Genomic DNA, 19,151 nt, shown 5'->3' on the forward strand with positions numbered 1-19,151 from the left:
ATGCCGACGCAGACCGCGGGACGACCGCAGCGCCACATCCTGTGCATGAAATGGGGCACCAAGTACGGGCCCGAATACGTCAATCGCCTGTACGCCATGGTGCGGCGACATCTGACCGGCGACTTCAATTTCGTGTGCCTTACCGACAACAGCGAAGGTATCCGGAGTGAGGTCCAGTGTTTTCCGATTCCGCCGCTGAATCTCGAACTGGCGCCCGGCCAGGTCGATCGGGCCTGGAAGAAGCTCACCACCTTCGAGAAAGACCTACACGGCTTGCGCGGGACGGCACTGTTCGTCGACCTGGACGTTGTCGTGGTTGGCAGCCTGGACGAGTTCTTTGAGTATCCGGGCGAGTTCCTGATCATTCACGACTACGAACGCCCTTGGCGCCGGCGGCGAATCACCGGCAATTCGTCCGTGTACCGCTTTGAACTGGGAGCGCATCCAGACGTCCTCGCCCACTTTCGCGAGAACATGGACGCGGTGCAGGCGGAGTTTCGCAATGAGCAGACTTACCTGTCCGACTTCATGTACCGGAAAGGCAAGCTTGCTTACTGGCCGGAAGCTTGGTGTCCGAGCTTCAAGTACCACGGGATTCCGAGCTGGCCCAGCAATTACTGGCGAGAACCTTTCGTGCCGGAGGGCGCCAGGATCATGGTGTTCCACGGCGAATGCAATCCGCCCGATGCGCTGGCGGGGAGGCGCAACCGCCGCTTTCGTTTCATCCGGCCGGCCCGCTGGATCACCCAGTTCTGGAAGGCCTGATCAACCTCGGCGCGGGCCCATTCGCCAGAGTAGCGCACCGGCGCAAGCCCACTGCCCCAGGTACATGACGCTTCCCAGTGAATGCCAAAACCTGAGGTTTTCGCGCGCCACGATGCGCGGCGCGACTGCATATTGCTGCAGTAGAGCCAGCAACAGCGCTGTGATCACGAGAAAGACGGCGGTTCGCGCAGCAGCAGTGACGCGTTCATCGGCCTGGGCGCGAAAGTAGATCAGCAGGATCAGCCCGCAAGAAAGCGCCAGCCATGTCTGGGCGGCGAACAGTTGCGCCGCGAAGTTACCCGCAACAGATGGGCTGCCCAGCCGTGCGAACAACATCGGCACGACAATAAATCCGACCGCCGACAGGCTGCCCCACCAGAGGGCGGCGAGCATGAGGGCGATGCGGTCTTTCATCCTGCGTTCAGAGGTAGCTGACGGCGACGATTTCGTACCGCTTCAGGCCGCCCGGCGCTTGCACCTCCGCGGTGTCGCCCTCTTCCTTGCCGATCAACGCGCGCGCGATTGGACTGGAGACGTTGATGAGACCGAGCTTCAGGTCGGCTTCGTCTTCGCCCACGATCTGGTACTTGACGGCTTCGCCGGTCTTTTCTTCTTCGAGTTCCACCGTTGAGCCGAAGACGACCTTGCCCCCCGCGTCGAGTTCGGACGGGTCGATGATTTGTGCTGCGGACAGCTTGCCTTCGATGTCCTGGATGCGGCCTTCGATGAAGCCCTGACGGTCTTTGGCGGCTTCGTATTCAGCGTTTTCGCTGATGTCTCCTTGCGCGCGCGCCTCCGCGATCGAGTTGATCACACCGGGGCGATCGACGGTCTTGAGCCTTTGCAGCTCTTCGCGCAGCTTCTCGGCGCCGCGCTTGGTGATGGGGATGGTTGCCATTGGGTTGCTCCAGAAAGCGAAACCGCCGAACGCTGCCGTTCGGCGGTTGAAGGGAGAGAAAAATTCAGACGAGCTTGCGTCCAGTCAGCCGGCTCAGAATGGCGAGCGGGCTCGATTCAGGATTGTATTGCCTTGCTGCGGGCAGATGCAGCGTCTGTTCAAGCATGTACTGCCCCGACATGACCGCGTGAGAAGTCTGGTCCGAGAAGCACACCCAGACCGATCCTGCCGGAAACGGCACCGTTTCCTGCTCGGCATTCTTTTGATATTGAAGGTCAGACTTCATGCCGTCGTGCAGTTGGAGCATGAGGTGGTCGTATTCGCTGCGCAGCGACTTCGTCACGCGAAGAGCCCGGAGCATCTTCGCCTCCCAACGTGAATACGGCTTTGCGCGCGGAAGGAAGCGTTCGGCAACCTTCTCGAACGGCTCGCCAACGCGCCATACACGCGGCGCGCCGTCCGGGTTGGCATTTGTGAACACACGCAAGATTCTCTCGCCGTAGTTGGGGCGCGAAGGAAAGGCGTCGACGTGCAGCCGACGGTCATCTGCCCGCCATGACTGCACCCGCGTCTCAACCTGCGCCGGACGATAGCTGGTCGGCGCCAGCCGCAAGGCCGGCGTGTAGTGCGGCAAGAGGCCGTGAATCAATTGCTGGGCCTGTGCGCGAAAGCGTCCGATCATGGTCGACACCGCGCGCTGGCGCTCCTCGTCTCCTGCCACGCCTTTCAGGCGCCCGTTAGCATCCAGGCTGATGTTGCGCACGTCGGGCGACAAGACTGCCGGTGTCAGCAAGGCGCGCTCGTCAGGCAGTATGTCGAATCCGAGCCGAGGGAAGTACAGAACCTTTCCCGCCTCTAGCTCGGCAATCCACGCCTCGTTCGCCGTCGCTGCGTTCCAGTCGGACAGGTCAAGTTCTACGAGTTGGGTGTCCATTGGAAAAGGGCTCCTTCCACTCAGCGACGGATCAGGCAAGCTGAGCGTGCATCTCCTGGACCGAAATGACGCCGAGGTCGTCCATGTGCTGCATGCCTTCGACGGCCGCTTCGGCGCCGAAGATGGTCGTGAACGTCGTCACGCGCGCCAGGAGCGCGGACGTACGAATCTGACGCGAATCAGCGATAGCGTTTCGCCGCTCTTCCACCGTGTTGATGACCAAGGCGATCTCATTGTTCTTGATCATGTCCACGATATGCGGACGCCCTTCGGTGACCTTGTTGACTACCGCGCAACCCACACCCGCCGCATTGATTGCCGCAGCGGTTCCTTTGGTGGCGATGAGGTCGAATCCCAGCGCAGCCAGCCCGCGAGCGACTTCCACGGCGCGCGGCTTGTCGTTGTTCTTCACCGAGATGAAGACTCGGCCGGACTTCGGCAGGTGCGTGCCGGCGCCCAATTGCGATTTGACGAAGGCTTCGCCGAAGGTCTTGCCCACGCCCATCACTTCGCCGGTCGACTTCATCTCCGGGCCGAGAATGGTGTCCACGCCAGGGAACTTGACGAACGGGAACACGGCCTCCTTGACGCTGAAGTACGGCGGCGTGACCTCGCGCGTGACGCCCTGCGACGTCAGCGACTGGCCGGCCATGCAACGAGCGGCCACCTTGGCCAACTGAATCCCCGTCGCCTTGCTCACGTAAGGCACCGTGCGGGACGCGCGCGGATTCACCTCCAGCACGTAGATCACATCTTCGCCGTCCTTTTCCTGGATCGCGAACTGCACGTTCATCAGGCCCACCACGTTCAGCGCCTTCGCCATGGCGGCGCTTTGGCGCTTGAGCTCGGCAATGGTTTCCGCTTTCAGGCTGTAGGGAGGCAAAGAACAAGCGGAATCGCCGGAATGCACGCCCGCCTGCTCGATGTGTTCCATCACACCGCCGATAAGCGTGTTGCCCTCCGCATCGCGAAGGCAATCGACATCGCACTCGACCGCATCATTCAGGAAGCGATCAAGCAGCACCGGCGAATCGTTGCTTACCTTGACCGCCTCGCGCATGTAGCGCTCGAGGTCGCGCTGCTCGTGCACGATTTCCATGGCGCGACCACCGAGCACGTAGCTCGGACGCACGACAAGCGGATAACCAAGCGCAGCAGCCTTCTCGAGCGCTTCGGGTTCGGTGCGGGCGGTGGCGTTCGGCGGCTGACGTAGCTTGAGCTCATGCAGCAGCTTCTGAAAGCGCTCACGGTCTTCGGCGGCGTCGATCATGTCCGGCGAAGTGCCGATGATCGGCACACCATTGGCTTCGAGGTCGAGCGCGAGCTTGAGGGGGGTCTGACCGCCGTACTGCACGATGACACCCGTCGGCTTTTCCTTGTCGACGATTTCCAGCACGTCTTCAAGCGTGAGTGGCTCGAAATACAGTCGGTCGCTCGTGTCGTAGTCCGTCGACACCGTCTCAGGATTGCAGTTGACCATGATGGTCTCGTAGCCGTCCTCGCGCATTGCCAGTGCGGCATGCACGCAGCAGTAGTCGAATTCGATGCCCTGCCCGATGCGGTTGGGGCCTCCGCCCAGGACCATGATCTTCTTCTTGCTGGTGGGTTCGGCCTCGCACTCGTCGTCGTAGGTCGAATACATGTAGGCGGTGTTGGTGGCGAATTCGGCCGCGCAAGTGTCGACACGCTTATAGACGGGACGCACGCCCAGCGCACGACGCTTTTCGCGGATTGCGGTATCGGTGGTCTTCAGCTGGCGCGCGAGGCGGCGGTCGGAGAAGCCCTTTTTCTTGAGCGCGAGCAGAGTGTCCCGATCGATCTCGTCGAGGGACTTGGTTTCCAGTTCGAGTTCGATCTTGACGATTTCCTCGATCTGTACAAGGAACCAGGGGTCGATCTTGGTCAAGGCGAAGACTTCATCCACGCTCAAGCCCATTGCAAAGGCATCGCCGACGTACCAGATCCGGTCGGGCCCCGGCTCACCGAGTTCCTTTTCAAGCACTTCGCGGTCTTGCGTCTTCTCGTTCAGCCCATCGACGCCGACTTCGAGGCCACGCAGGGCTTTCTGGAACGATTCCTGGAAGGTGCGGCCCATCGCCATCACCTCGCCGACGGACTTCATCTGTGTCGTCAGGCGCGAATCGGCCTGCGGGAATTTCTCGAAAGCGAAACGCGGAATCTTGGTGACCACGTAGTCGATGCTCGGCTCAAAGCTCGCAGGCGTGGCGCCGCCCGTGATCTCGTTGCGCAATTCGTCGAGCGTGTAGCCTACCGCCAGCTTGGCGGCCACTTTCGCAATCGGGAAACCCGTCGCCTTGGAGGCCAGAGCGGACGAACGCGACACACGCGGATTCATCTCGATGACGACCATGCGGCCGTCCATCGGGTTGATCGAAAACTGGACGTTGGAGCCGCCCGTGTCGACACCGATCTCGCGCAGCACGGCCAGCGAGGCGTTGCGAAGGATCTGGTATTCCTTGTCCGATAGCGTCTGTGCGGGTGCAACGGTGATCGAATCGCCGGTATGCACGCCCATGGGATCCAGGTTCTCGATTGAGCACACGATGATGCAGTTGTCGGCCTTGTCGCGGACGACTTCCATCTCGTACTCTTTCCAGCCGAGCAGCGATTCTTCGATCAGCAACTCGTTTGTCGGCGAGGCTTCGAGGCCGCGCTTGCAGATGGTTTCGAACTCTTCGGGGTTGTAGGCAATGCCGCCACCCGTGCCGCCGAGCGTAAAGCTCGGACGAATTACGACCGGGAACCCGACCGTCTTCTGCACAGCCCAGGCTTCGTCGAGCGAATGCGCGATGCCCGAGCGTGCAGAGCCCAGGCCGATCTTCGTCATTGCGTCCTTGAACTTCAGGCGGTCCTCGGCCTTGTCGATGGCTTCGGGCGTGGCGCCGATCAGCTCGACCTTGTACTTCTCGAGCACGCCGTTGCGCCAAAGGTCCAGCGCGCAATTGAGCGCAGTTTGTCCGCCCATCGTCGGGAGGATTGCGTCCGGGCGCTCCTTGGCGATGATCTTCTCGACCGTCTGCCAGGTGATCGGCTCGATGTAGGTCACGTCGGCGGTGGCCGGGTCCGTCATGATCGTCGCCGGATTGCTGTTGATGAGGATGACCTTGTAGCCCTCTTCGCGCAGCGCCTTGCAGGCTTGCACGCCGGAGTAGTCGAACTCGCAGGCTTGGCCGATGATGATCGGGCCAGCGCCGATGATGAGGATGCTCTTGAGATCTGTGCGCTTAGGCATTCTTCTGTCCTTCTTTGTGACTTTGCATGAGTGCCGTGAAGCGGTCGAACAGGTAGCCGATGTCATGTGGTCCCGGCGAAGCTTCAGGATGGCCCTGGAAGCAGAAGGCGGGCTTGTCGGTTCGTGCCAAACCTTGCAGCGTGTTGTCGAACAGGCTGACGTGCGTGGGGCGCAAGTTGGCGGGCAGCGTCTTCTCGTCGACCGCAAAGCCATGGTTCTGGCTGGTGATGCTCACCCGACCGTTGTCGAGGTCCTTCACCGGATGATTGGCGCCGTGGTGGCCGAACTTCATCTTGAAGGTCTTCGCGCCGGAAGCCAACGCCATGATCTGGTGGCCGAGGCAGATTCCGAAAACCGGGATGCCGGTTTCGATGAGTTCACGCGTCGAATCGATGGCGTAGTCGCAGGGCTCCGGGTCGCCGGGGCCGTTGGCCAGGAAAATGCCGTCCGGGCGCAGTTTGAGCACGTCGGCAGCAGGGGTCTCCGCCGGCACGACGGTGATACGCGCGCCGCGCTGGGCGATCATGCGCAGGATGTTCTTCTTGACCCCGTAGTCGAACGCGACGACGTGAAACTTGGGCGTGATCTGCACGCCATAGCCGGAACCGAGCTTCCACTCGGTCTGCGTCCATTCGTACGTTTCCTTGACCGAAACCACCTTGGCAAGATCGAGGCCTGCCATGCTCGGCGCAGCCTTGGCTGCGGCAACGGCCTTGTCGATCAATTTCTGGGAGACCGTTTCGCCCTCTGGCAACCCGAGAATGCAGCCGTTCTGGGCGCCTTGCGTGCGCAAATGGCGTGTCAGCTTTCGGGTGTCGATGTTTGCAATGGCGACTGTGTTGCCTCGCACGAGGTATTCGTTCAGCGTCGCCGATTTGCGGAAGTTCGACGCGACGAGCGGCAGGTCCTTGATGATCAGGCCCGATGCATGAATCTTGTCGGCCTCGACATCTTCCTCGTTGGTGCCATAGTTGCCGATGTGCGGGTACGTGAGCGTCACGATCTGCTGGCAGTAACTCGGATCGGTCAGGATTTCCTGGTAACCGGTCATGGCGGTGTTGAACACCACTTCGCCAGTCGTGACGCCCGTGGCGCCGATCGAATTGCCGAGAAAAATCGTGCCGTCTGCAAGCGCCAGGATGGCGGGCGGGAATTTTCCCTTGAGAGACAAAAGCACTGGGATCTCCGGATGGATGACGCCCAAAGCGAACCCAAGAACTGAATTTGGGCTGCGACTTTCGTCGAGGAGTTGGCTTGCGTGCGCTGAGGGCGGGGTGTGAGCGGGAAAGCCCTTGATTATAGCCGTGGGCGGCTCAGGAAATGGCTCCCGCCGCGCTCGCATGCAGGCAGATCGCGGCGGCCGCGGCTACGTTGAGCGACTCCTCGCCGCCCGGCTGCGCTATCCGGATATGTTGGGCAGCCCGCGCCTCCAGTGCGGCCGAAACGCCCTGCCCTTCGTGTCCCATCAGCCATGCACAGGGATGAGGCAATCGGGCCCGATGAAGCCAATCGCCACGGTGCGAACTGGTGGCAACGCACGGCACGGCCAAGGCGTCCAGCGCGTCGATTTCCGCAGACTCGATCAGTCTCAGTCCGAAGTGCGCGCCCATGCCGGCGCGGAGCACCTTTGGCGCCCAGAGCGCAGCAGTCCCCTTGAGCGCGATGATCTGGGTGAATCCGAATGCGGCGGCGCTTCGCAAGATTGAGCCGACATTGCCCGCGTCCTGCAGGCGATCGAGCACCACAGTGGGAGCGGATGCCTCGAGATCCGGCGTGAGAGGCAAATCGAGCACAAACCCCATCGGAGCGGGCGATTCAAGGCCGCTGACTCCCGCCAGCAGGGCATCGGCGACCACCACCGTTTTTTCGGCGGCGTTCGTCCATTCGCGCGCTGACGTCGGCCAAAGCGACTCCGCAATAACCGCAATCGACGCACGAACGCCACGTTCTCGAGCTGCCCGGCACAGATGATCCCCCTCCAGCCATACGCGCCCCGTCTTCCGGTAGGCGCCGGGCTCGTGCGCAAGCTTGCGGAGTTCTTTGAGCAGCGGGTTGTCTCGCGAAGTGATGTGCCCGACGTCGGATGTCATGGCGAGATCTGTATTTCGATGCTGGTGACCCGCGTCACCGTCGCGTCGCCAGCGGCGCCAACAGCCTCGAGAGACCCGGAAGTGCGCACGAGTGCGGCGGCAACCGGGCTGAACGACCTGCGGTGATGCACGCAAGCACCGTGGCGCATCAACGCCTCCAGGTGTTCGGGCGTGCCGTAGCCTTTGTGACCGGCAAAGCCATATTGGGGATATTCGGCATGCAGTTGCTCACAAAGTCGATCGCGATACACCTTCGCCAGGATCGACGCCGCCGAAATGGCTTTGACGCGGGCATCGCCCTTGATCACCGCTTCGGCAAGCACACCGAGCGTGGGGAGCCGATTGCCGTCAACCAACACCTTGCCCGGCTTCAGTCGCAAGCCCTCCACGGCGCGGCGCATAGCAAGCATAGTGGCTTGGAGGATGTTGTGCGTATCGATTTCCTCGACGCTCGCCTGCGCGACCGAGCAGCACAGAGCTTTCGCAAGGATCTGTTCGTTGAGGCGCTCGCGCTGCAGCGCCGTCAACGTCTTGGAGTCGGCGAGGCCACGGATCGGACGTTTTTCGTCCAATATGACGGCAGCGGCGACAACCGGCCCGGCCAGCGGGCCCCTGCCTGCCTCGTCGACACCGGCGAGCAAGCCCGGCGCATCCCACACCAGGGTGGCCTGTTCAGCCTTCAAGAACTTTCTGGATTGCATTGGCGCACAGTGTCGGCGTATCGCGGAGCAATTCAGTATGCAGCGCGCTAAAACGTTGTTGCAAAGCGTGAACCTTCTCGGGCGCAGCGAGCCACCCAAGAGTCGCTTCGGCGAGAGCCTGCGGGGTCGCGTTGTCCTGCAGCAGTTCAGGGACGACGAACTCGCCGGAAAGAATGTTCGGCAGTCCGACCCATGGTTGAAGCTGCTTGTGCTTCATGACCAGGTTCCACGTCAACGTATTGACCCGGTACGAGATCACCATCGGCCGCTTGAACAGGGCGGCTTCGAGCGTTGCGGTCCCGCTGGCGATCAAGGTCACATCGCAGGCAGCCAGCGCCGCGTGTGACTGACCGTCCAGGAGCTTCACACGGCCGTCCATAACGCTGTCTCGCAGCAGTTGCTCCATTTCGGCTCGCAGGTTCGGCAGTACGGGCAGGATGAACTGGAGCGCCGGACGCGATTCGCGCATGACCGCGGCAGCGGCGAAGAATAGCGGTGCAAGGCGCCGGATCTCCGAGCCTCGACTTCCGGGCAGCAGCGCGACAACGGTCGCCTCTGCATCCAGTCCAAGAGACAGGCGGGCGGCCGCTTGGTCAGGCGTCATCGGAATGACGTTTGCCAACGGGTGGCCTACATAACTCGCGGCAATTCCATGCTTTGCGAGCAGTTTCGGCTCGAAAGGGAAAATACAAAGAACGTGGTCGGCAGCGGCCCGCAGCTTTTCCACCMGCTCCGGTCGCCACGCCCAGATCGAGGGACAGACAAAATGCGCCGTCTTCATGCCCCTGTTTCGCAGCGCCACTTCGAGATCCAGATTGAAGTCAGGCGCGTCGACACCGATGAAGATGTCCGGCCGTTCGCGAAGCAGGCGAGCTCGCAATTGCCGCCGGATGCCGGCTATTTCCGGATAGTGGCGCAGGACCTCGACGTACCCGCTGACAGCGAGCTTCTCCTGAGGCCACCAGGTCTCGAATCCGCGGGCAAGCATCCGCGGGCCGCCAATGCCCACAGCCTTCACGTCCGGCCAACGCGCCTGAAGCCCATCAATGAGAAGGCTGGCCAGCAGGTCGCCAGAGGCCTCGCCCGCGACCAGCGAAAACCGCCGCCCTGCAACTTCCGCCGTCATTGCCTTCAGCGCGCGATGCCGCTTGCTGCGCTGCCGAGGAACGCGCGCATTTGCGCCACGTCCGCCGCTGCGCCGGGCATCTCAGTGGCCAACTCGGCGATGCCTTCCCGGGCTTGGTCGAGCGTCTTGCCCTGGCGATAGAGCATCCTGTGCATCTCTCGGATCGCGGCGATCCGTTCAGCGGAAAAATCGCGCCGACGCAAGCCTACAAGATTGACGCCGCGGACAGCGAGCGGATTGCCGTCGACCACCATGAAAGGCGGAACGTCCTTGCCCACGTGGCTTGCAAAGCCGATCATCGAATGGGCGCCGATGCGCATCCGCTGGAGGATGCCGACGAGGCCGCCGACTGTGGCCCAGTCGCCGATTCGCACGTGCCCGGCCAACGTCACGTTATTGGCCATGGTGATCTGGCTGCCGAGTTGGCAATCGTGCGCAATGTGCACGTAAGCCATGATCCAGTTGTCGTCGCCAACTCGCGTGGTGCCGACGTCCTGTACCGTACCCAGGTTGAATGTGCAGAATTCGCGAATGGTGTTGCGATTGCCGATCACCAGTTCTGTCGGCTCCCCAGCATATTTCTTGTCTTGCGGTACCGCGCCGAGCGATGCGAACTGGAAGATGCGGTTGTCGTCGCCTATAGTGGTCCGGCCTTCGATCACGCAGTGCGCGCCGATGGTCGTGCGAGCCCCCACACGAACGTGCGGCCCGATCACGGCATAAGGCCCCACGCTCACAGTCGGATCCAGTTCAGCACCGGGATCGACGATGGCCGTCGAGTGAATCAGCGTCATGCCCACCGCAGTTTCAATTGATCTGGCGCATTGCGCACATCAGCGAGGCCTCGCATGCCAGCTCTGCCCCGACCAACGCTCGACCTTTGAACTTGGAGATGCCAGCCTTCATTCGTTCGATTTCCACTTCGAGCGTGAGTTGATCCCCAGGTTCGACGGGCCGCTTGAAACGGGCGCCATCGATGGCCGCAAAGTAGTAGACGGTGTTGTCGTCCGGAATGATGTCCAGCGAATGAAAGGAGAGCAGCGCGGCTGCCTGCGCCATGGCTTCGAGCATCAACACACCCGGCATTACCGGGCGATGCGGAAAGTGTCCGTTGAAAAAAGGCTCGTTCATGGTCACGTTCTTCAAAGCCTTGATTCGCTTGCCCTTTTCCATTTCGAGCACGCGATCCACAAGCAAAAACGGATAGCGGTGAGGTAGCAGCTTGAGGATTTGATGGATATCGAGCGTCATGATTTCTTGTCCTGCATCGTCAGTTTTTCCAGCGCCTTGAGGCGCTCGCGCAGACTGTGCAGTTGCTTGAGCGTGGCTGCATTCTTTTCCCAGGCGGCATTGTCGTCGATGGGAAACACGCCAGTGTATTGGCCCGGCTTGAGAATGGATCGCGTCACGAGCGAGTTGGACGAGATATGCACGTGATCGGCGATCGTGAGATGGCCCAGGACGCCAGCGCGGCCGCCGAACGTGCAGTACGCGCCGATGGTCGCGCTGCCGGCCACCGCCGTGCAGCCGGCCATTGCCGTGTGCTTGCCCACTCGCACGTTGTGGCCGATCTGGATCAGGTTGTCGAGCTTGACGCCGTCTTCAATCACGGTGTCTTCCAGCGCACCTCGATCGATACAGGTGTTGGCACCGATCTCGACGTCGTCGCCGATTCGCACGGCGCCAAGTTGCTCGATCTTGACCCATGCGCCTTCGTGCGGGGCAAGCCCGAATCCATCCGCGCCGATGACGACGCCCGGATGCAGAAGACACCTGTCTCCAATGACGCAATCCTCGCTCACCGTGACTCGGGACTTCAGCACGGTATCGGCACCGATGCGCACGCCCCGCTCCACGACGCACAGCGCGCCAATCCTGGCCGTGGGATGGACCGCAGCATCTGGATCGATGACGGCGCTCGGATGAATGCGCACGGTCTCCGGTCGTGCGTGTGCCTTCTTCCAGAGCTGAGTCAACCGGGCGAAGTACAGGTATGGGTCCGGTGTAGAAATGAATGCGCCGCGCTCTGCGGCGGCTTCTCGCATGGCAGGTGCGACGATGACACAGCCCGCCTTCGAGGCGGCCAGCTCTTTGCGATATTTGGGATGGCTCAGAAAGCTGATGGCATCGGGTCTTGCCACCGAAAGCGGTGCCAGCCGCTCGATGGACAATGCCGGATCGCCCTTAAGCTCGCCCCCGAGAGCATCGACGATCGCGCCTAACCGCAGTGCCACGCCGTTCTTCGGCGCTACTTGCCGCCGTTCGAGGACGACGCGTTCAGCGCCTTGATCACCTTCTCGGTGATGTCGTGCTTGGGATTGATATAGATCGCTTCCTGCAGGATCGCATCGTACTTTTCAGCTTCGGCCACCTGCTTGACCACGCGATTGGCCCGCTCGTAGACCTGCTGCAGTTCTTCGTTCTTGCGGGCGTTCAGATCTTCCTGGAACTCACGGCGGCGACGCTGGAAATCCCGGTCCTGATCGATCAAGGCACGTTGCCGTGTGATGCGCTGTGCCTCTGGAAGCGTCGGAGCCTCCTTTTCGAACTTCTCGGACGCCGCCTTGAGCGCCTCGCCCTGTGCGGTCAAATCCTTCTCGCGCTTGAGGAATTCGGCCTCCAGTTTTGCCTGAGCTGCCTTGGCGGGCAGCGCTTCGCGCAGAACGCGGTCAGGATTCACAAAACCGATGCGGAATGTTTCCTGCGCGTGGGCGGGTGTCCCCACCGCCAGAAAGGCGGGGATCAGCAGCGCACCTGCGACACGGAGCAATGGGGTCATTAGAAGGAAGTTCCGATCTGGAATTGCAGGCGTTGAATTCTATCCTCCGGGATGTTGTTCAAGACGTCCGCCTTCTGGTACACGACCGGAATGGCATACGCCAGGCGCAGCGGGCCAAGGGGGGATATCCAGCTGATTCCAAGGCCGACGGACGCGCGGATCTTGGTGATCGCATCCCACTGAGCATCGGTGGAGAACGTATTGCGCTCTGCCCAGACGTTGCCGGCATCGAAGAATCCGTAGAGACGCAGAGTCCGATCGTTGCCCGCACCCGGGAACGGAGTGCTCAACTCGGCATTGAAGATAGCCTTTTTAGTGCCACCCAGCGCCGCACCCTCGACCTGGCCATAGACTGGCACGTCCGTCGGCCCCAGGGAGTTCTGTTCGAAGCCGCGAACGGAGCCCAACCCGCCAGCATAGAAATTCTTGAAGATCGGATAAGGATTGTCACCAAAGGCCTTGGCGTACCCGAAATCGCCGTTCACTGCGAATGTGTACTGCTTGTTGAGCGGGAACCACTGCTGGTATTGGTAGCTGGTCTTGTAGTACTTCATGTCTCCGCCGGAGCCAATTTCGAGATTGGCACGCTGCAGACGACCACGCGTCGGGACTAGCGCGCTATCGCGATCGTCGCGCGCCCAGCCAACGGTCAGAGGGATGCCCCAGACCGAGTTGTTTGCACAGAATGAAACAAGGCCATCCGGTCCCGTCGTACATCCGAAGTAGTCGCGGTACGACTGCGGCGTTGCCGCGGAGATGTAAGTGCCGGGGTCGAAACGGTAACGCTCGAGGCCTGCGCCAAAATAGACCGTGTCCACCTCGCTGAACGGCACGCCGAAGCGGATGCTCCCGCCCTCGTTCACCAGTTTGTAGTCGCCATCCACGTTGTAATACGGCCGGGTCGTCGTGGTGTAGAGACTGAAAGTGCGTGAGATGCCATCCTTAGTGAAGTAAGGATCGGTGGTGGTCAACGAGATCGTGCGGTTGTACTTGCTCGTGTTGACCTGCACGCCCAGGTAGTTGCCGGAACCGAACACGTTCTCCTGCGAAATACCAAAGGTCAACGAAACTTTGTCCGCGGTGGAGAAGCCGGCGCCCAACTGCAATGAGCCAGTGGGCTTTTCAACCACGTTGATAGTCAGGTCCACCTGGTCGGGCGAGCCCGGCACTTCCTGGGTGTCGACGTTGACGTCGGTGAAGAATCCCAGACGGTCCACACGATCGCGCGACAGCTTGATCTTGTCGCCGTCATACCAGGAGGCCTCGTACTGCCGGAATTCGCGTCGGATGACTTCGTCGCGCGTGCGATTGTTACCGCCGATCGACACACGGCGCACATACACGCGCCGACCTGGATCGGCGTTCAGGGTCAATGCGACACGATTGTTGGTGCGGTCGATCTCGGGCTCGGCCTGCACTCGCGCGAACGCATAGCCGAAAGAGCCGAAATAATCGGTAAACGCCCTGATTGTCTCGTTGAGTTGTTCGCCGTTGTAGGGCTCGCCGGGTCGAATGGTCACCAGCGACTTGAATGCGTCTTCGCGTCCCAGGAAATTGCCAGACAGCTTGACGCCGGAGACGATGAATTTTTCGCCTTCGCTGATGTTGACGGTAACTGCCAGATCCTGACGATCCGGAGAAATTGCAACCTGGGTCGAGTCGATGTGAAACTCCAGGTAGCCGCGTGACAGATAGTAGGAGCGCAGCGTCTCCAGGTCGGCATTGAGCTTGGTGCGAGAGTACTGGTTGGACTTGGTGTACCAGCTCAACCAGCCACCACTGTCCTGGTCGAAGAGGCTGAGCAGCGTGGATTCGCTGAAATCCTTGTTTCCGACGATGTGCACTTCGCGAATGCGTGCGGGCTCGCCTTCGGTCACGGTAAAGGTGAGATTGACGCGATTGCGCTCGATCGGAGTCACAGTCGTGACGACCTGGGCGTTGTACAGGCTCCGGCTCACGTATTGGCGCTTCAGCTCCTGCTCCGCACGATCGGCCAGTGCCTTGTCGTAAGGGCGTCCGTCGGCCAGACCCACTTCGCGCAACGATTTCACGAGTGCGGCCTTGTCGAATTCCTTGGTGCCGACGAAGTCGACCTCGGCAATGGTCGGCCGCTCTTCGACGACGACGACGAGCACATTGCCATTGACGTCGATTCGCACGTCCTTGAACAAGCCCAGATCGAACAAAGCACGGATCGCTGCCGAGCCACGTTCGTCGTTGTACGTGTCGCCTACGCGAAAGGGCAGCGAGGCGAAAATCGTACCCGGCTCCACACGCTGGAGGCCTTCGACGCGGATGTCGCGAACCGTGAATGGTTCGACCGCCCAGGCCGCAGTGGCGGCAATTGCGCTGGCCACCATTACGGCGACGCTGCGCAGGCGAAAGCGACTGAATGTTTTGTTCATCTGTGAATTTGCGCCGGCGCGGAATGGGCCGGCAGATAGTTAACCAAAGAGCCGCGTGACGTCGTTGAAAAGTGCGATCGACATCATGACAAGCAACAACGCAACACCGCCGCGCTGAAGCCGTTCCATCCATGCGTCTGAGACACTCCTGCCGGTCAGGCCCTCCCAAAGATAATACATCAGGTGTCCTCCATCGAGGACCGGCAACGGCATGAGGTTCAGCACGCCGAGACTGACGCTGATGAGTGCGAGGAACACCAGGTATTGGGTAATGCCAAGGCTTGCGGACTTGCCCGCATAGTCGGCGATCGTCAGGGGGCCGCTCAGATTCTTGAGCGATGCTTCGCCGACGACCATCTTGGCCATCATGCGCACCGTGAGGGCGGACACTTCCCATGTCCGAACGAACCCATGCAAGAGCCCGTCAATGGCCCCTTGCCTCACGAGAACCATCTCAGGAGGAGCCCCGACGTAAGCACCGACGCGGCCGATCTTGACGCCTGCCTCATCGCGAACGTCGGGGGCCACATCGAGCTTCAGCACCTGGCCGGCACGTTCGACTCTCCATGGCTGGACCCTCGGCTGGTCGCCGTCGATCGAAGCGCGGATCACCTCACGCAGTTGTTGGCCATCGACGATCGTGGTCGCACCCACCTCCCGAACGACGTCGCCCGCGTGCAGACCGGCCCGCTCCGCAGCACTGTTCGCCATCACCTCGCCAATCTCCGGACGCGTCAATGGAGCAACGATGCCGATCTTTCGGAACATCTGCGCATCGGCGTCCTTGGCCTCTATACGGCTCAACGGCAATATGAGTTCGCGCGATGGGCGCCCGCCCTCACCTGCAATCTCAAGCGTAAGGTCGCGCCCGTCAAGGGCGCCACGAGTCATGCGCCAGCGCAGATCTTCGAAAGACCGCACCGGCTCCAGCGCACCGTCGAAGCCCGCCCGCGTGATGTGCTCTCCGCCGCGCAGCCCCGCGCCTTCGGCCAACGACGCCGCCACGGGGCGCGCAAGCTTCGCGGAAGGCTCCTCGACGCCAACCCAACTCACGACGCTATAGAGCAGCACTGCCAAGAGCAGATTTGCAATGGGCCCCGCAGCGACTATCGCAGCGCGCGACCGCAAGGGTTGTGTGTTGAATGCGCGATGCCGCTCTTCAGGGAGCACCGGGCCTTCGCGCTCGTCCAGCATCTTCACGTATCCGCCGATCGGAAACATGCCGATCACGAACTCGGTGGTCTGCCCAGGATGCTGGCGCTTCGGCTGCCAGCGATAGAGCGCCGCCCCAAATCCGACCGAGAAGCGCAGGACCTTCACGCCACAGGCCACCGCCACTCGGTAGTGACCGTACTCGTGAACTGCGATCAGCAAGCCGAGCGCGACGATGAAGGCAACGACTGTGAGCATCGGATTTCCGATCGTGGGTGGTTAGGCAGCGAAGCGCAATGCGGCTGCGTTGGCTGCGGCACGGGCGCTGGCATCGAGTGCGAGCAAGTCGCCAAGCGACTCCGGCTTGGAGGGAAGCACCGCCTCCAAAGTTTCCATGTTGACTGCGTGAATGCGGTCGAAGCGAAGTCGCCGGTCCAGGAAGGCTTCAACGGCCACTTCGTTGGCAGCGTTCAGAATCGCCGTCGTCCCCGGAGCGGCGCGAAGTGCATGCCAGGCCAGTTCGAGGCCGGGAAAGAGCGCCGCGTCGGGTGGATCGAAGGTCAAGGCCGACATTTGACGAAAATCAAGTCTGCCCGCGCCGCTTTCGATCCGCTCAGGCCAGGCAAGCCCCACGGCGATGGGTACACGCATATCAGGCGTTCCGAGTTGGGCAATCACAGATGAATCCGCAAACTGAACCATCGAGTGCACCACGCTCTGAGGATGAATGACGACCTCGATTTGATCCGGCCGCACTCCGAACAAGTGACGTGCCTCGATCACTTCGAGCGCCTTGTTCATCATGGTCGCGGAGTCCACCGAAATCTTGCGGCCCATCACCCAGTTCGGATGAGCGCAAGCCTCTTCTGGCGTGACGTTGATCAGCGATGCGGGTTCACGCGTTCGAAACGGCCCGCCGGAAGCAGTCAAGATGATCTTGTCGATCCGCCGCGCCCACGTCGACGGGTCTTCCGGAAGCGACTGGAAAATCGCCGAGTGTTCGCTGTCTATCGGCAGCAGGGTCGCTCCGCCCTGCCGCACAGTGCTCATGAACAGTTCGCCGCCAACGACCAAGGCTTCCTTGTTTGCCAGCAATAGCCGTTTGCCTGCTTGAGCGGCGGCCAGGCAAGGCCCCAGTCCTGCGGCGCCGACGATGGCCGCCATGACGACATCCGCTTCGTCGTGGGACGCAATCGTCTCGATCGAATTCCTACCCTGCAATACGCGTGTAGGTATTCCGTTTTGCCTTAGTTTTTCAGCAAGAAGATCCGCGTGCGCCGCGCTGGCCATGGCGGCGAACTTCGGTGAGAAGCGCGCGCATTGCGCCAGCATCTCGTCGACCTTCGTTGCCGCGGACAAGGCAAAGACTTCAAACCGGTCGGGATGTCGAGCGATCACGTCCAAGGTGCTCACGCCGACGGACCCCGTCGAGCCGAGCACAGTGACGCGCTGTCTGATTGAGTTCACAGGGAGGCCAACATCATTGCGATAGGCAGCGTCGGAAGCAAAGCATCAACCCGATCAAGAACGCCGCCATGCCCCGGCAGCAGGGAACTGCTGTCCTTCGCACCCGCACTTCGCTTGATCAAGGATTCGACCAGATCACCCACCACGCTCATTGCCGCGAGGAATATTACGCCTATCAACAGGAGCCACCAGCCACGATCAGCCAGCCGCGTATAGAGGCTGACGACCGTGGCCTGCAGCGCCGCGTCGCTCCAGGTCCAGGCGATGGCCAAAATGATCACGCCAGCCATGCCTCCCCATACGCCCTCCCAGCTCTTGCCGGGGCTGATGCTGGGCGCAAGCTTGTTATGAGTAAATTTGAGCCCGAACGCCCTGCCCGCGAAATAGGCAAACACGTCGGCGACCCACACCAATACAAGGATCGACAACAGGAAGTTGATCCCGATCATCCGCGCTTGCACTGCGGCAAGCCACGCGACCCACAGTGCCAACAAGCCTCCTACCAACCGCAATCCCTTGGGGACTCGCGGCCATCCTGGCACTGCAACCCGGAGCAGTGCGGCGCCACCCAATACCCAGGCAGCACTGGCGACGATCCAGACGAGAAGCAGGGGCGCATCGAGCAGTCCCAGCCACCAGGACAGCGAGCAAAGCAAGACGATTTCGACCCCGAGGAACAGCGATACGGCTTGACCGTAGCCATTGAGGCGGCCCCATTCCCAGCCAGCGGCGCCGATCAAGGCGAGCATGACGCAGCCGAAGGGAACGTAGGACGGATAGAAAAGCGCTGGGAGAAGGATCGCCAGCAAGACGGCCGCTGTGATGATGCGTTGTTTGAGCATGCGCTCAGGCTACTTGCTGATCAGGCCGAGCCGGCAACCGGACCTGCGCCGACGTTTTTCCGTATCGACGCTCGCGAAGCTGGTACGCATCAATAGCCTCGTCCAGTGCGGCTTCATCGAAATCGGGCCAAAGCCTGTCACTGAAGAACAACTCGGAATAGGCGCTCTGCCAGAGAAGAAAATTGGAAAGCCGTTGTTCGCCACCGGTGCGGATGAATAGATCGGGGTCCGGTACGTGCGAGAGCGCCATGGCGGCATCGAGATTGGCTTCCGTCAGCGCTTCGCCTCGAGCCACCAGTTGCGCCGCGGCCCTGGCAATGTCCCAGCGGCCGCCGTAGTTAAAACAAACGTTGAGAACTAGTCGACTATTGTGAGCCGTCGCAGTTTCCGCCTGGATCAGCCCGGCCGCGATCTTCTCGGACAGCCCCCCCCGCTCACCCACGAAATGAAGGCGGACGCCATCGTGGCTCAACTTCGGAACCTCACGAGCAAGCGCACCAACCATCAAGTCCATTAGTCCGGACACTTCCTCGATGGGTCGATTCCAGTTCTCCGACGAGAAGGCGAAGACCGTCAGCACAGCGACACTACGCGCCACGCAAGCCTTGACGCATCGCCTCAAGGATTCGACGCCCTGCTTGTGCCCCGCCACCCGCGGCAGGAAACGACGCGTTGCCCAGCGCCCATTCCCGTCCATGACGATGGCAATGTGATGAGGAATCGCGCGCGGACTCTTCAT

At 61.4% G+C, this 19,151-nt stretch carries 18 protein-coding genes; 1 reads left to right on the forward strand and 17 read right to left on the reverse strand.

Annotation, left to right across the window (positions count from 1 at the left end):
• The gene (locus AC1DSF_RS13650; RefSeq protein ID WP_478123402.1) at positions 1 to 765 is read left to right on the forward strand and encodes a glycosyltransferase; all 765 of its coding nucleotides are present in this window, start codon (positions 1 to 3) and stop codon (positions 763 to 765) included.
• On the opposite strand, the gene AC1DSF_RS13655 is transcribed toward AC1DSF_RS13650, so the two are convergent.
• From AC1DSF_RS13655 to uppS, 17 genes are all read right to left on the reverse strand, one after another.
• On the reverse strand, positions 766 to 1,179 hold the full coding sequence (locus tag AC1DSF_RS13655) for a DUF4149 domain-containing protein (RefSeq protein ID WP_478123403.1): 414 nt from the start codon (positions 1,177 to 1,179) through the stop codon (positions 766 to 768).
• Positions 1,180 to 1,186: 7 nt separating this feature from the next.
• Positions 1,187 to 1,663 carry a transcription elongation factor GreA gene (gene greA, locus AC1DSF_RS13660; RefSeq protein WP_478123404.1) on the reverse strand — a complete coding sequence of 159 codons (477 nt, stop codon included), beginning with the start codon at positions 1,661 to 1,663 and terminating at the stop codon, positions 1,187 to 1,189.
• Between the two features lie 64 nt (positions 1,664 to 1,727).
• Positions 1,728 to 2,597 carry a Kdo hydroxylase family protein gene (locus AC1DSF_RS13665; RefSeq protein ID WP_478123405.1) on the reverse strand — a complete coding sequence of 290 codons (870 nt, stop codon included), beginning with the start codon at positions 2,595 to 2,597 and terminating at the stop codon, positions 1,728 to 1,730.
• A 31-nt stretch (positions 2,598 to 2,628) separates the two neighbouring features.
• Complete coding sequence (gene carB / locus AC1DSF_RS13670) at positions 2,629 to 5,850, reverse strand: carbamoyl-phosphate synthase large subunit (protein ID WP_478123406.1); 3,222 nt, start codon at positions 5,848 to 5,850, stop codon at positions 2,629 to 2,631.
• Positions 5,843 to 7,027: a glutamine-hydrolyzing carbamoyl-phosphate synthase small subunit gene (gene carA / locus AC1DSF_RS13675; RefSeq protein WP_478123407.1), complete on the reverse strand. Its 1,185-nt coding sequence runs from the start codon at positions 7,025 to 7,027 to the stop codon at positions 5,843 to 5,845. The genes carB and carA overlap by 8 nt, the downstream gene beginning before the upstream one ends.
• Before the next feature lie 136 nt (positions 7,028 to 7,163).
• A complete protein-coding gene (locus AC1DSF_RS13680) occupies positions 7,164 to 7,940 on the reverse strand; it encodes a TrmH family RNA methyltransferase (protein WP_478123408.1) in 777 nt (258 codons plus the stop codon).
• Positions 7,937 to 8,641, reverse strand: coding sequence for a ribonuclease HII (rnhB, locus tag AC1DSF_RS13685; protein ID WP_478123409.1), 705 nt, complete (start codon positions 8,639 to 8,641; stop codon positions 7,937 to 7,939). Before rnhB ends, AC1DSF_RS13680 begins: the two co-directional genes overlap by 4 nt.
• Positions 8,613 to 9,767, reverse strand: a complete 1,155-nt coding sequence (gene lpxB / locus AC1DSF_RS13690; protein WP_478182946.1) for a lipid-A-disaccharide synthase — start codon at positions 9,765 to 9,767, stop codon at positions 8,613 to 8,615. The genes rnhB and lpxB overlap by 29 nt, the downstream gene beginning before the upstream one ends.
• A gap of 5 nt (positions 9,768 to 9,772) precedes the next feature.
• On the reverse strand, positions 9,773 to 10,561 hold the full coding sequence (gene lpxA / locus AC1DSF_RS13695; protein ID WP_478123411.1) for an acyl-ACP--UDP-N-acetylglucosamine O-acyltransferase: 789 nt from the start codon (positions 10,559 to 10,561) through the stop codon (positions 9,773 to 9,775).
• 13 nt (positions 10,562 to 10,574) lie between these two features.
• On the reverse strand, positions 10,575 to 11,018 hold the full coding sequence (gene fabZ / locus AC1DSF_RS13700) for a 3-hydroxyacyl-ACP dehydratase FabZ (protein ID WP_478123412.1): 444 nt from the start codon (positions 11,016 to 11,018) through the stop codon (positions 10,575 to 10,577).
• The gene (gene lpxD, locus AC1DSF_RS13705) at positions 11,015 to 12,001 is read right to left on the reverse strand and encodes a UDP-3-O-(3-hydroxymyristoyl)glucosamine N-acyltransferase (protein ID WP_478123413.1); all 987 of its coding nucleotides are present in this window, start codon (positions 11,999 to 12,001) and stop codon (positions 11,015 to 11,017) included. The genes fabZ and lpxD overlap by 4 nt, the downstream gene beginning before the upstream one ends.
• A gap of 14 nt (positions 12,002 to 12,015) precedes the next feature.
• Complete coding sequence (locus tag AC1DSF_RS13710; protein WP_478123414.1) at positions 12,016 to 12,546, reverse strand: OmpH/Skp family outer membrane protein; 531 nt, start codon at positions 12,544 to 12,546, stop codon at positions 12,016 to 12,018.
• A complete protein-coding gene (gene bamA / locus AC1DSF_RS13715; RefSeq protein WP_478123415.1) occupies positions 12,546 to 14,951 on the reverse strand; it encodes an outer membrane protein assembly factor BamA in 2,406 nt (801 codons plus the stop codon). The genes AC1DSF_RS13710 and bamA overlap by 1 nt, the downstream gene beginning before the upstream one ends.
• A 39-nt stretch (positions 14,952 to 14,990) precedes the next feature.
• Positions 14,991 to 16,361: an RIP metalloprotease RseP gene (gene rseP, locus AC1DSF_RS13720; protein ID WP_478123416.1), complete on the reverse strand. Its 1,371-nt coding sequence runs from the start codon at positions 16,359 to 16,361 to the stop codon at positions 14,991 to 14,993.
• Positions 16,362 to 16,382: 21 nt separating this feature from the next.
• Entirely contained in the window at positions 16,383 to 17,561 is a 1,179-nt protein-coding gene (gene ispC / locus AC1DSF_RS13725) for a 1-deoxy-D-xylulose-5-phosphate reductoisomerase (RefSeq protein WP_478123969.1), read from the reverse strand.
• Positions 17,562 to 17,566: 5 nt separating this feature from the next.
• On the reverse strand, positions 17,567 to 18,412 hold the full coding sequence (locus AC1DSF_RS13730; RefSeq protein ID WP_478123417.1) for a phosphatidate cytidylyltransferase: 846 nt from the start codon (positions 18,410 to 18,412) through the stop codon (positions 17,567 to 17,569).
• Between the two features lie 4 nt (positions 18,413 to 18,416).
• Positions 18,417 to 19,151, reverse strand: coding sequence for a polyprenyl diphosphate synthase (gene uppS, locus AC1DSF_RS13735; RefSeq protein WP_478123418.1), 735 nt, complete (start codon positions 19,149 to 19,151; stop codon positions 18,417 to 18,419).

Source organism: Variovorax sp. 01N429 (assembly GCF_056399425.1).

Excerpts from the sequence above, each read along its gene's own strand:
- AC1DSF_RS13730 (WP_478123417.1), bottom strand. The coding sequence starts at position 18,412 with ATGCTCAAACAACGCATCATCACAGCGGCCGTCTTGCTGGCGATCCTT.
- uppS (WP_478123418.1), bottom strand. The coding sequence starts at position 19,151 with ATGAAGAGTCCGCGCGCGATTCCTCATCACATTGCCATCGTCATGGAC.
- AC1DSF_RS13665 (WP_478123405.1), bottom strand. The coding sequence starts at position 2,597 with ATGGACACCCAACTCGTAGAACTTGACCTGTCCGACTGGAACGCAGCG.
- bamA (WP_478123415.1), bottom strand. The coding sequence starts at position 14,951 with ATGAACAAAACATTCAGTCGCTTTCGCCTGCGCAGCGTCGCCGTAATG.
- rnhB (WP_478123409.1), bottom strand. The coding sequence starts at position 8,641 with ATGCAATCCAGAAAGTTCTTGAAGGCTGAACAGGCCACCCTGGTGTGG.
- rseP (WP_478123416.1), bottom strand. The coding sequence starts at position 16,361 with ATGCTCACAGTCGTTGCCTTCATCGTCGCGCTCGGCTTGCTGATCGCA.
- greA (WP_478123404.1), bottom strand. The coding sequence starts at position 1,663 with ATGGCAACCATCCCCATCACCAAGCGCGGCGCCGAGAAGCTGCGCGAA.
- AC1DSF_RS13655 (WP_478123403.1), bottom strand. The coding sequence starts at position 1,179 with ATGAAAGACCGCATCGCCCTCATGCTCGCCGCCCTCTGGTGGGGCAGC.
- AC1DSF_RS13650 (WP_478123402.1), top strand. The coding sequence starts at position 1 with ATGCCGACGCAGACCGCGGGACGACCGCAGCGCCACATCCTGTGCATG.
- AC1DSF_RS13710 (WP_478123414.1), bottom strand. The coding sequence starts at position 12,546 with ATGACCCCATTGCTCCGTGTCGCAGGTGCGCTGCTGATCCCCGCCTTT.
- lpxA (WP_478123411.1), bottom strand. The coding sequence starts at position 10,561 with ATGACGCTGATTCACTCGACGGCCATCGTCGATCCCGGTGCTGAACTG.
- carB (WP_478123406.1), bottom strand. The coding sequence starts at position 5,850 with ATGCCTAAGCGCACAGATCTCAAGAGCATCCTCATCATCGGCGCTGGC.
- fabZ (WP_478123412.1), bottom strand. The coding sequence starts at position 11,018 with ATGACGCTCGATATCCATCAAATCCTCAAGCTGCTACCTCACCGCTAT.
- AC1DSF_RS13680 (WP_478123408.1), bottom strand. The coding sequence starts at position 7,940 with ATGACATCCGACGTCGGGCACATCACTTCGCGAGACAACCCGCTGCTC.